Source organism: Flavobacterium sp. ZB4P23 (assembly GCF_003970375.1).
In the GTDB taxonomy this organism is placed as follows: Bacteria; Bacteroidota; Bacteroidia; order Flavobacteriales; family Flavobacteriaceae; genus Flavobacterium.
In genome coordinates this window covers 139845-151586 of the sequence record NZ_RYDK01000001.1, presented here as the reverse complement: position 1 = coordinate 151586, position 11742 = coordinate 139845, and the positions used below count along the sequence as shown (strand labels likewise).

General features: G+C 34.2%; 9 protein-coding genes and 1 tRNA gene. 6 read left to right on the top strand and 4 right to left on the bottom strand.

Annotated elements, in window-relative coordinates:
* Positions 1 to 3: 3 nt before the first annotated feature.
* From porQ to EKL99_RS00685, 3 genes are all read right to left on the bottom strand, one after another.
* Positions 4 to 1026, bottom strand: a complete 1023-nt coding sequence (porQ, locus tag EKL99_RS00695; RefSeq protein WP_126553304.1) for a type IX secretion system protein PorQ — start codon at positions 1024 to 1026, stop codon at positions 4 to 6.
* A 165-nt stretch (positions 1027 to 1191) separates the two neighbouring features.
* Entirely contained in the window at positions 1192 to 3642 is a 2451-nt protein-coding gene (gene lon / locus EKL99_RS00690; RefSeq protein WP_126459571.1) for an endopeptidase La, read from the bottom strand.
* A gap of 356 nt (positions 3643 to 3998) precedes the next feature.
* Positions 3999 to 4076, bottom strand: a tRNA-Val gene (locus EKL99_RS00685).
* A gap of 211 nt (positions 4077 to 4287) precedes the next feature.
* Between EKL99_RS00685 and EKL99_RS00680 the strand changes: the two genes are divergently transcribed.
* Positions 4288 to 6075, top strand: coding sequence for an ABC transporter ATP-binding protein (locus tag EKL99_RS00680; RefSeq protein ID WP_126576198.1), 1788 nt, complete (start codon positions 4288 to 4290; stop codon positions 6073 to 6075).
* A gap of 117 nt (positions 6076 to 6192) precedes the next feature.
* Here the strand turns inward: EKL99_RS00680 and EKL99_RS00675 are convergent, their stop codons facing one another.
* A complete protein-coding gene (locus EKL99_RS00675; protein WP_126459563.1) occupies positions 6193 to 7362 on the bottom strand; it encodes a proline dehydrogenase family protein in 1170 nt (389 codons plus the stop codon).
* A gap of 92 nt (positions 7363 to 7454) precedes the next feature.
* Here EKL99_RS00675 and aroB point away from each other — a divergent pair, with 92 nt between their 5' ends.
* The 5 genes from aroB (at position 7455) to EKL99_RS00650 (ending at position 11675) form a co-directional block, all read left to right on the top strand.
* Positions 7455 to 8522 carry a 3-dehydroquinate synthase gene (gene aroB, locus EKL99_RS00670; protein ID WP_126553309.1) on the top strand — a complete coding sequence of 356 codons (1068 nt, stop codon included), beginning with the start codon at positions 7455 to 7457 and terminating at the stop codon, positions 8520 to 8522.
* 56 nt (positions 8523 to 8578) lie between these two features.
* The gene (locus tag EKL99_RS00665; RefSeq protein ID WP_126459556.1) at positions 8579 to 8758 is read left to right on the top strand and encodes a hypothetical protein; all 180 of its coding nucleotides are present in this window, start codon (positions 8579 to 8581) and stop codon (positions 8756 to 8758) included.
* A 53-nt stretch (positions 8759 to 8811) separates the two neighbouring features.
* Positions 8812 to 10212, top strand: coding sequence for an arginine decarboxylase (locus EKL99_RS00660; protein WP_126459553.1), 1401 nt, complete (start codon positions 8812 to 8814; stop codon positions 10210 to 10212).
* Between the two features lie 84 nt (positions 10213 to 10296).
* On the top strand, positions 10297 to 11268 hold the full coding sequence (locus tag EKL99_RS00655; protein ID WP_126459548.1) for a deoxyhypusine synthase family protein: 972 nt from the start codon (positions 10297 to 10299) through the stop codon (positions 11266 to 11268).
* A gap of 8 nt (positions 11269 to 11276) precedes the next feature.
* Entirely contained in the window at positions 11277 to 11675 is a 399-nt protein-coding gene (locus EKL99_RS00650) for a DNA primase (protein ID WP_126459544.1), read from the top strand.
* Positions 11676 to 11742: the final 67 nt, after the last annotated feature.

The following is an 11742-nucleotide window of genomic DNA, read 5'->3' as shown; positions in this document are numbered from 1 at the left end:
AAATCATTCTTGAAAATTAATTGTCAATCCAAAAAGGCTTGTATTTCCTGCTAAGGTATATCTTGAATATGAATAATTAAATTTAAGTTTATTTAATTTAAGTCCAAAACCCAATGAAATTCCTGAAAAATTACGTTGCTCGACAATACGTAATTCTTCGGCTCGTCTAAAATTATATCCCAATCGCAAATTAAGGGCTCTTTTAGGAAAAAGCTCTACTCCCATAATTACATGACGCAAAGCATTATTTACAAATGACACCTTCTCTTCGGTTGATTCTCCATTAAATGAAGATGTAGCTCTAGCTGGATTTGAAAAAGCAATATTCCATTGCTGTAAATTCTCTAAAGTAAGATGCCAGCGAATAGGGACATTTTCTAATTCCTGTGACACTCCTGCGATTATTTCTAGTGGCAGTTTTTCATTTGTACCATTATACGTTGAAAACTGTGTGCCTATATTTCGAATGGCCAAAGCCCAATTGACATCATTTTTTTCATCAATAAAAAGAGCGCCTATATCTAACGCACCACCAAAAGAATTATAAATGTCTAAATTTGAAGAAATCAATTTAGCGCTCGCACCAATATGAATATTCGTATAGGGAATATTATAGGCATACCCGAAAGAAAGCGCTATTTCACTTCCAGTAAATGCTGCCGTAGGCTGGCCATTTTCATCAAATCCTTCAAAATTACCATAATTTACATAATTTATACCCGCCTGAAAGGTCTGTAAATGACGATCGTATGTATACGCGTACGAAGCAGTTCCATAAGTCACTTCATTAAAGTAGCTCCCGTAATTCAAAGCCAAATGGTTGTCCATTTCTGCATTTATAGTAGCCGGATTAAAATGGACCTGATTGACATCCTCATCATAAATTGTAATCACTTTCCCGCCTAAAGCTGCCTGTCTTGGTGAGGTCACTAAATTTAAAAACTGATAGGTGTACTTCCCTCCTATTTGACTGTAAGACACAGCACAAACAAAAATAAAAGAGTACAGATATAGTTTTTTTAGCATGCTTTAAATTGGAGTTTGTATAAGTAAAACGCAACTGCGAAGATAAAATTATAAATACAATAAATGGCAACTTTAAAACTGGTAATTACAAATAAAAAAATCCAAATTCCTTTGCTTGAAAATCAAGTTTTAGAAGTTGGATTTTAAATTTAGAATTTGTTTTTATTACAAATCCTTAGCGTTTTTAACCTTTTGATCAGTTAGAGCATATTTCAATACTTCGCTCATTTCTTTTACATAATGAAAAGAAAGTCCTTCCAGATATTCAGGTTTTATTTCATCAATATCACTCTTATTTTCATGACACAGAATAATTTCTTTAATATTGGCTCTTTTTGCAGCCAAAATCTTTTCTTTGATTCCGCCTACTGGCAATACTTTCCCACGTAAAGTAATTTCTCCTGTCATGGCTAGGTTTTTCTTCACTCGTTTTTGTGTAAATAACGAAACTAAGGACGTCAGCATTGCAATTCCTGCACTTGGTCCGTCTTTTGGAGTGGCTCCTTCCGGAACGTGTAAGTGAATGTTATATTTAGAAAGCAGCTCTGAATCCAATCCTAAAAATGATGCATTGGCCTTAATATATTCTAAAGCAATGGTGGCAGATTCTTTCATTACTGTACCCAAGTTTCCGGTAATTGTCATGGTTCCTTTTCCTGGGGAAAGCAACGATTCTATAAACAAAATATCACCGCCAACAGAGGTCCAGGCCAAACCAGTTACTACTCCGGCAACATCATTATTCTCGTATTTATCTCTTTCTAGCCTTGGAACACCTAGCGTTTTTATGATATCGTCATCCGTTACTTTTTTATTATACGCTTCCTCCATTGCAACGGATTTTGCTGCGTTACGGATTACTTGAGCAATTTTAGCTTCTAGGCCACGAACTCCGGATTCACGTGTGTATCCTTCGACAATTTTTTCTAATTGTTTTTTACCAATAGTTAAATCTTTGGTTGTCAAACCATGTTCTTTCAATTGTCTTGGAAACAAATGCTGACGTGCAATTTCTACCTTTTCTTCAATCGTATAGCCTGACATTTTGATGATTTCCATTCTGTCTTTCAACGCAGGTTGAATCGCAGCCATATTATTCGATGTAGCAATAAACATCACTTTAGACAAATCATATCCCATTTCAAGGAAATTATCATAAAAAGAATTGTTTTGTTCCGGATCTAAAACTTCCAATAATGCTGATGACGGATCACCTTGGTTGCTGTTTGATAATTTATCGATTTCATCCAAAACAAAAACAGGATTTGATGTTCCGGCTTTTTTCAAGCTTTGGATAATTCGTCCAGGCATGGCACCTATATACGTTTTTCTATGTCCGCGAATTTCCGCTTCATCACGCAACCCACCAAGAGAAATTCTAACATATTTTCGGCCTAAAGCTTCTGCAATAGAGCGTCCAATAGATGTTTTTCCAACTCCGGGAGGTCCTGTCAAGCAAATAATTGGGGATTTCATATCATTTCGCAATTTTAAAACTGCCAAATGTTCTATCATTCTTTTCTTAACATCTTCAAGACCAAAATGATCTCTATCTAATATTTTCTGTGCTCTTTTTAAATCGAATTTATCTTTAGAATATTCGTTCCAAGGCAATTCCAGAAACAACTCCAGATAGTTTCTTTGAATACCAAAATCAGGCGCTTGGGGATTCATGCGACGCATTTTAGACAATTCCTTATCAAAATGTTTTTTGGTTTTCTCGTCCCATTTTTTGGTCAAGGACTTCTGTAACATTTCGTCCATTTCCTCTTCCTGAGAAACGCCACCTAATTCTTCCTGAATGGTTTTCATTTGCTGGTGCAGGAAATATTCACGCTGTTGTTGGTCTAAATCAAACCGAACTTTAGACTGAATATCATTTTTTAATTCGAGTTTTTGCAACTCAATATTCATGTAGCGAAGTGTTTCTAAAGCCCTTTCTTTCAATTCATTAATCGCCAATAAATCTTGTTTTTCTTTAACTGTCAAATTCATATTCGAAGTCACAAAGTTGACTAAAAACGATTGGCTTTCAATATTCTTGATGGCAAAAGTAGCTTCACTGGGAATGTTTGGACTTTCTTTTATAATCTGAATCGCTAATTCTTTGATTGAATCCAGAATGGCAACAAATTCAGTATCGTTTTTCTTAGGTCTTTTCTCTGGAACTTCCTTGATTTTTGCAGTAATATAAGATGTTTCATCAATAACAGTCTCAATCTCAAAACGTTTTTTACCTTGAAGAATTACCGTTATATTCCCGTCAGGCATTTTCAGTACACGTAAAATACGGGCTACCGTACCTATTTTATGAATATCTGCTTTGGTTGGGTCTTCATCTTCCTCATTGATTTGAGCAACAACTCCAATAGTTTTCCCTGCAGCGTTAGCGTCATTGATCAATTTAATCGATTTATCGCGTCCCGCAGTAATTGGTATTACAACTCCTGGAAATAAAACCATATTCCGCAAGGGCAATATAGCCAATAATTCAGGTAAAGCCTCATTGTTCATTTCCTCCTCGTCTTCGGGAGTCAAAAGTGGAATTAAATCTGCTTCCGAATCAAATTCCTGAAGTGACAGATTGTCAATAGTAAGTATTTTATGATTTGACATATATTTATTTAAGTCTTTTTGTCATTAAAAATTTTCATTTGCCAAGTAAATATATGATATCATAGTATTAATTTAAATAAAATCGTTGTATGACACTAATAATTTGTACAACCCTAAAAGAGACAATCATTATGCCAAAGTAAAAGCAAATTAATTTTATCTTCCTACAAATAATTCGAAAGATATATCTTTCTTTTTTTTTAGCTTTTTTCAACACTTGATTCGCATGGGTAAATATTACCTATGAAATGTCTTTGATAAATAGGAGGAAGTGTTAGTTTTTGATTCAGTCAGACTGCTAAAAAATTTTTCAAATAAAAAAAGGACAAAGAAGAATTTTTCTTCCTTGTCCTTTATGGTGGGCAATGAGGGGTTCGAACCCCCGACCCCCTCGGTGTAAACGAGGTGCTCTGAACCAGCTGAGCTAATTGCCCTAAACAATGCAGATATTTTCATATCCTTATTGCGAGTGCAAATATACAGCTAGAAATCGTATCTGCAAGCAAAAAAGTAAAAAAAATCAATAAAATAGTGACTCAGTTTTCTTTCGTGCTCTATAATAGCACTTTATCTTTGTAATGAAAAACTAGTATTTTTTTGTATTCATTCGCTATAGTCTTACATTTGCGACATAAACAATAGATAATGGCCAGGTTCAAAGAAAACGATTTACCAAAATCAAAAATTACTGCAAGTTCACTCCAAAAAGCAACTGTAATATTTCAATATGCAGGAAATCACCGATGGAAATTTTATGTAGGATTAGTTTTTTTATTATTCACTGGAGCGACTGCTCTTGCTTTTCCTAAGTTGATGGGAATGCTAATTGATTGTGTGAAAAACAAAGACAATACTCAAGCTAACATGATTGCGGGTGGTTTAATTGTAATCTTATTTCTTCAGTCCATTTTTTCGTTTTTTAGATTGTATTTATTTGTCAATTTTACGGAGAATACTTTAGCTAATCTACGATTATCACTGTACAGCAATTTGGTAAAACTACCTATGTCTTTCTTCTCGCAAAAGCGTGTTGGCGAATTAAACAGTAGAATCAGTTCAGATATTACCCAGATACAAGATACTTTAACATCTACTATAGCCGAATTCTTAAGACAATTCATTTTAATTATTGGTGGCGTTCTTTTATTGGCCAATGAAAGCATCAAATTGACATTATTGATGTTGTCCGTAGTGCCACTAGTGGCCGTTGCTGCGGTTATTTTTGGGCGATTCATCAGGAAGTATTCAAAAAATGTTCAAGATAAAGTGGCCGAAAGTCAAGTAATTGTTGAAGAAACCATGCAAGGCATCAGTATTGTTAAGGCTTTTGCCAATGAGTGGTACGAAATTGCCCGTTACAACGGAAAAATAAAAGAAGTGGTTGCAATTGCCATCAAAGGCGGGAAATACCGAGGGTATTTTGCTTCATTCATTATTTTCTGTCTTTTTGGAGCTATTGTTGCCGTAGTTTGGTTTGGTGTTCGATTGAGTATTAGCGGAGAAATGAGCGTTGGCCAATTGATTTCGTTTGTGTTGTATTCTACATTTGTAGGTGCTTCTTTTGGCGGAATTGCGGAACTATATGCCCAAATCCAAAAAGCGATTGGCGCAACCGAACGTGTTTTTGAATTATTAGATGAAACTCCTGAAAAAATTAATTCGGTGCGTGATCCGGCTGCAATTGAAAAAATAAAAGGCAATGTCACTTTCAAGAATGTAGCGTTCAGTTACCATTCCAGAAAAGAAATTAAAGTATTAAAAGACGTTAGTTTTACCGCTAATTTTGGTCAAAAAATTGCTATTGTCGGACCAAGCGGAACCGGAAAATCTACTATTGCTTCCCTATTATTGCGTTTTTATACTATTGACGAAGGAGAAATATTGGTTGACGGAAAAAATATTTATGATTTTGATTTAGAAAGTCTTCGTGGAAACATGAGTATTGTACCGCAAGACGTAATATTATTTGGCGGAACCATCAGAGAGAATATTGCTTATGGAAATCCCAATGCTACCGAAGAAGAAATTGTTACTGCTTCAAAACAAGCCAATGCCTATAATTTTATCGAAAGTTTCCCTGAAAAATTTGAAACAATTGTGGGAGAAAGAGGTATTAAACTTTCCGGAGGACAACGCCAACGTATTGCCATAGCCCGAGCATTATTGAAAAATCCAAGTATTTTAATTCTGGATGAAGCAACATCTTCATTAGACAGCGAAAGTGAAAAACTAGTTAAGGAAGCCCTAGAGATTTTAATGCAAGGAAGAACTAGTATTATAATAGCGCACCGCCTATCGACGATTCGCAGTGCGGATCAAATTTTGGTTTTGGATAAAGGAAAAATCACGGAACAAGGAACACATCAGGAATTAATCGCTCTAGAAAATGGAATTTATAAAAATTTAAGTAATCTGCAGTTTAGCAATTTTTAGATTTCATAAATTTGACATTAAAAAACTCCATTCAATAAGCTGAATGGAGTTTTTTATTAAAACTTTTTATAAATTCTAATATAACTGAATACTAAAATCTGATCACTGACCACTTTCCTACTTCCCTTTTCTTCGATTGCGTTCTGCTTTTATCATTTCTAATTCACGACTCGTTTGTCCCGCTACGGAAGTATTTTCTTCCGCACGACGAATTAAGTACGGCATCACATCTTTAACTGGACCAAAAGGCAAATATTTAGCAACATTATAGCCATTAGCGGCCATATTGTAGCTGATGTTATCGCTCATACCATACAATTGTCCAAACCAGATTCTGTCATCATTAGTTTTTATTCCTTTCTCCGTCATTAATTCCATTAGCGTATAAGTGCTGGACTCATTATGGGTACCTGCAAAAACAGACATTACCTCTAAATGATCCGTCATATAGCGCACAGCACCATCATAATTTTCATCCGTAGCTTCTTTTGAAGCGCAAATTGGTGATGGATATCCTTTTTCAGCAGCCCGAACAATTTCCTTTTCCATGTACGCACCACGAACCAATTTCATTCCGATAAAAAAACCTTCTTTTATAGCCTGTTCATGTAATTTTTTCAAGTAATCCAAACGATCCCAACGGTACATTTGCAACGTATTGAAAACAATGGTTTTTTCTTTATTGTATTTGCGCATCATTTCGGTCACTAAATCATCAGCCGCATCTTGCATCCAGCTTTCTTCACCGTCTATCAAAAGAGCAACATTTTTAGAATGGGCATCTTTACAAACTAAATCAAAACGAGCCATCACTCTATTCCATTCTGCCTGTTCTTCTGGAGTCAATGTTTGTTTTTCGCCCAATTTCTCATATAATTCAAAACGTCCAAAACCGGTTGGTTTAAAAACGGCAAAAGGAATGGCTTGGCGTTCTCTGGCAAATTCAATAGTTTTCAAGGTCATTTCAAGCGCGGCATCAAATTGATCTTCGGCTTCTTTTCCTTCTACAGAATAATCCAAAACAGAGGAAACTCCTTTGGTATACATTTTATCTACCACCGAAAGACAGTCCACTTCATTTATCCCACCACAAAAATGGTCAAAAACCGTAGCGCGAATCAAACCTTCAACAGGAAGATTGGCTTTAAGAGCAAAATTTGTAACCGCAGTTCCAATACGTACCAGAGGCTGATTAGCAATCATTTTGAAAAGAAAATAAGCTCTGTCAAGTTCCGTATCACTTTTTAATGAAAAGGCAACTTGAGTATTATTGAATATTTTTTCCATTATTTGTTAAATTTTTGTACAAATATAGACAGAGTTTTGAATATTATTTAGCAAAAAATGCCTTATTTTGCGGTTCCAATTAATCCATACAGATGCAATCAATTCAAGCCAACAGTTACCCGATACATTTTAACGAAAAAGGATATGAAGCAATAAACCTTCATTTAAAAGAAAATAAATACTCTAACCTATTTATTATTGTTGACAGCAATACTAATGAGTTTTGTCTGCCCCATTTTCTTCCTGTTCTGGAAACTGATCTTATAATTGAAATCATTGAATTTGATTGTGGGGAAGAAAATAAAAATATTGAGACTTGCGTCCAAATATGGAAAGTACTCACGGAACTTGGGGCTGACAGAAAAAGCCTTATCATTAACTTAGGCGGTGGCGTTGTCACTGATTTAGGTGGTTTTGTAGCATCAACCTTCAAACGCGGTGTTGATTTTATTCACGTTCCAACCACTTTACTCGCAATGGTCGATGCTTCTGTAGGTGGCAAAAACGGGGTGGATTTAGGAAATTTAAAAAACCAAATCGGTGTTATTAATGTGCCTAAAATGGTGCTTATTGATACTCAATATTTAGAAACAGTGCCACAAAACGAAATGCGTTCCGGTCTTGCCGAAATGCTGAAACACGGTTTGATTTATGATAAAGAATATTGGGAGCAATTTTTAGATTTAAAGACTATAGATTTTGCTGATTTTGATGTATTAATTTACCGTTCAGTCGAGATAAAAAATGAAATTGTGCTGCAAGATCCAACCGAAAAAAATATCCGAAAAGCGTTGAATTTTGGTCACACACTGGGTCATGCCATTGAAAGTTATTTTTTGGAAAATGATAACAAAACAACTTTATTGCACGGAGAAGCCATAGCCGTTGGGATGATATTAGAGAGTTACCTTTCACTACATAAAAAACTGATCAATATAGAAGAATATTCTCAGATAAAATCCAGTATAAAGGCTATCTATACCGACATCGTTTTTGAAGAAAATGATATCAAACCAATCTTAGAATTACTGATTCACGACAAAAAAAACGAATATGGAAACATCCAGTTCGCATTGATAGAAGGTATCGGAAAAATAAAAATCAATCAAATGGTTGAAAATGAATTAATTCTTAAAGCCTTTCAGGATTATAAATCTTAATTATTTTTTATAAAAAGGATTGCATTACGTATATAATATTTTTTACATTTGCAGTAATGAAAAAAAGTCAAAACAAACAAAATTATAGTTGTAATAAAACCCGAAACAATATCTCTTTTCTAAGAATATTGAAACGTTTTTATTCTATCAAAGGAAACTTTAGTTTTGATGTTTTTCAATACATGAAAGCAGATCACGAAAAACTTCAGATTATCTATGCAAATATTCGGGTTTGAATTATGGGTTTCTTTATTTTACAATATTTTAATCTATAAATTTATGACATCTAATGAATACAAAATATTCTGATTTAATCAATCAAACCTACTATTTTCCACAGGAAGAATTTACTTTAAACAAAGACAACCTTCAGTTTCATAATATCGATTTAATGAAATTGGTAGAACAATATGGCACTCCATTAAAATTCACCTACTTACCTCAAATTTCCAACAACATTAACAAAGCCAAAAGCTGGTTTCGTAAATCGATGGAGAAAAACAAATACGAGGCAAAATATTACTACTGCTATTGTACTAAAAGTTCTCATTTTGAATTTGTAATGAATGAAGCCTTTAAAAATAACATTCATATTGAAACGTCATCTGCTTTTGATATCAATATTGTTGAGAACTTACTGGCAAACGGAAAAATTAATAAAAGCACCTATGTGATATGCAATGGCTTTAAGAGAGATCAGTATATTGAAAATATAGCCCGAATAATAAATAATGGACATAAAAATGCAATTCCAATTATTGATAATTATGAAGAGCTTGATCTTTTACAAGAACAAATAAAAGGGAAATTCAAAATCGGAATTCGTATTGCTGCTGAGGAAGAACCTAAATTTGAGTTTTACACATCAAGATTAGGAATAGGGTATAAAAACATTGTCAATTTTTACAAAAAACAAATTCAGGAAAATAAAAAATTGGAACTAAAAATGTTGCACTTTTTTATCAATACAGGAATAAATGATAATGCCTATTACTGGAATGAATTAGTAAAATGTATCAAAGTTTATATTGCATTAAAAAAAGAGTGCCCTACACTTGATGGACTGAATATTGGCGGTGGTTTTCCGATCAAAAATTCATTAGCATTCGAGTACGATTATCAATATATGATTGACGAAATTATCAATCAAATCAAAATTGCCTGCGATGAAGCCGAGGTTGAGGTTCCAAATATTTTCACTGAATTCGGGTCCTTCACAGTAGGAGAAAGTGGCGGTGCAATATACCAGATATTGTATCAAAAACAACAAAATGACAGAGAAAAGTGGAACATGATTGATTCCTCTTTCATCACAACGCTACCGGACACTTGGGCTATAAACAAACGTTTTATCATGCTGGCTGTGAATCGCTGGAATGAAACTTACGAAAGAGTTTTATTAGGAGGAATGACATGCGACAGCGATGATTATTACAACTCTGAGCAAAATATGAACGCAATCTATCTCCCCAAATACAACAAAGAAAAACCGTTATACATAGGATTTTTCAATACTGGGGCTTATCAGGAAACGATTGGCGGATACGGTGGCTTGCATCACTGTTTGATTCCGCAACCCAAACACATATTAATAGACAGAGACGAAAATGGTATTTTAGCTACTGAGGTTTTCTCCGAACAACAAACTTCCGACGATGTTTTGAAAATATTAGGGTACGACAAAAAATAAATAACAATTATTCAATATAAAAATTCGTTAAATTTGAAATACTAATTTTAACGAATTGATTTCTAAGTATTTAAATAAATAAAAATGAGCAAAGGACCAATCAGTCAGTTTATAGAAAAGCATTATTTGCATTTCAACTCTGCATCTTTAGTTGACGCCGCTAAGGCATATGAAGAACAATTAGCCAATGGTGCAAAAATGATGGTGAGCATGGCTGGAGCTATGAGTACTGCCGAGATTGGTAAGATTTTTTCTGAAATTATTCGTCAGGACAAAGTGCATATTATTTCGTGTACTGGTGCAAATCTCGAAGAAGACGTGATGAATCTAGTCGCTCATTCTCATTATGAAAGAGTTCCTAATTACCGTGATTTGACTCCACAGGACGAATGGGATTTATTAGAAAGAGGATTAAATCGTGTAACTGATACTTGTATCCCGGAGCATGAAGCTTTCCGTCGTTTGCAAAAACACATTTACAAAATATGGAAAGATGCAGATGATAAAGGCGAAAGATATTTTCCGCATGAGTTTATGTACAAAATGTTGCTTTCAGGTGTTCTTGAAGAATATTATGAAATTGACCTAAAAGACAGCTGGATGTATGCAGCCGCTGAGAAAAATTTGCCTATCATTGTACCGGGATGGGAAGATAGTACCATGGGAAATATATTTGCATCCTATGTAATAAAAGGAGATTTAAAAGCTTCAACAATGAAATCCGGTATCGAATATATGGTCTTCTTGTCTGATTGGTATCCTAAAAACAGTACAAATGGTGTAGGTTTCTTTCAAATTGGTGGTGGTATTGCTGGAGACTTTCCAATATGTGTAGTACCAATGTTATACCAAGATATGGAAATGCATGACATTCCTTTCTGGAGTTATTTCTGTCAGATTTCAGATTCAACAACCAGTTACGGTTCGTATTCTGGAGCGGTGCCAAATGAAAAAATTACGTGGGGTAAATTAGACATTAAAACCCCTAAGTTCATTATTGAGTCCGATGCTACCATTGTAGCTCCTTTAATTTTCGCTTATTTATTAGATTTATAGAATATTTTATGAAAAGAGTAATTGTAGATTACGCCAAACTTACCAATGAAATTTTAAACCTATTGGTTGATAAATTTCCAGATGGTTATGATGATTCAAATATTATTAGTTTTAGAAACGCTAAAAATGAATTAGTTGAAGCAGTTGAAGTACGAACTGAAGATACCATTTATTTAGTAAAAGTGAGCACAAAACTGGCTGATAGAATTGAAAATTATGATGAAGATGATGAAATAATCATCGATGAAGTTGTTGAACCAATTAAAGGGCTTGATTTAGAGGACGATATGGATGATGATGACGAGGATGATGCTAATGATAAACCAGATACTGATTCAGGAGATGATGATGAAGATGCAGACGAAAAAGATTTTTCAGATGATGACGATGACGATGAAGAGGATTAATTAATCCCTTCTCAAATATATTTATTAAAAGGAACTCATTCACGAGTTCCTTTTTTTATAACTTTAG

What these genes read in the sequence shown, in the direction of transcription:
- lon (WP_126459571.1), bottom strand. Translation starts at nt 3,642, where the DNA reads ATGTCAAATCATAAAATACTTACTATTGACAATCTGTCACTTCAGGAA.
- EKL99_RS00665 (WP_126459556.1), top strand. Translation starts at nt 8,579, where the DNA reads ATGAAAAAAAGTCAAAACAAACAAAATTATAGTTGTAATAAAACCCGA.
- EKL99_RS00650 (WP_126459544.1), top strand. Translation starts at nt 11,277, where the DNA reads ATGAAAAGAGTAATTGTAGATTACGCCAAACTTACCAATGAAATTTTA.
- aroB (WP_126553309.1), top strand. Translation starts at nt 7,455, where the DNA reads ATGCAATCAATTCAAGCCAACAGTTACCCGATACATTTTAACGAAAAA.
- porQ (WP_126553304.1), bottom strand. Translation starts at nt 1,026, where the DNA reads ATGCTAAAAAAACTATATCTGTACTCTTTTATTTTTGTTTGTGCTGTG.
- EKL99_RS00655 (WP_126459548.1), top strand. Translation starts at nt 10,297, where the DNA reads ATGAGCAAAGGACCAATCAGTCAGTTTATAGAAAAGCATTATTTGCAT.
- EKL99_RS00680 (WP_126576198.1), top strand. Translation starts at nt 4,288, where the DNA reads ATGGCCAGGTTCAAAGAAAACGATTTACCAAAATCAAAAATTACTGCA.
- EKL99_RS00675 (WP_126459563.1), bottom strand. Translation starts at nt 7,362, where the DNA reads ATGGAAAAAATATTCAATAATACTCAAGTTGCCTTTTCATTAAAAAGT.
- EKL99_RS00660 (WP_126459553.1), top strand. Translation starts at nt 8,812, where the DNA reads ATGAATACAAAATATTCTGATTTAATCAATCAAACCTACTATTTTCCA.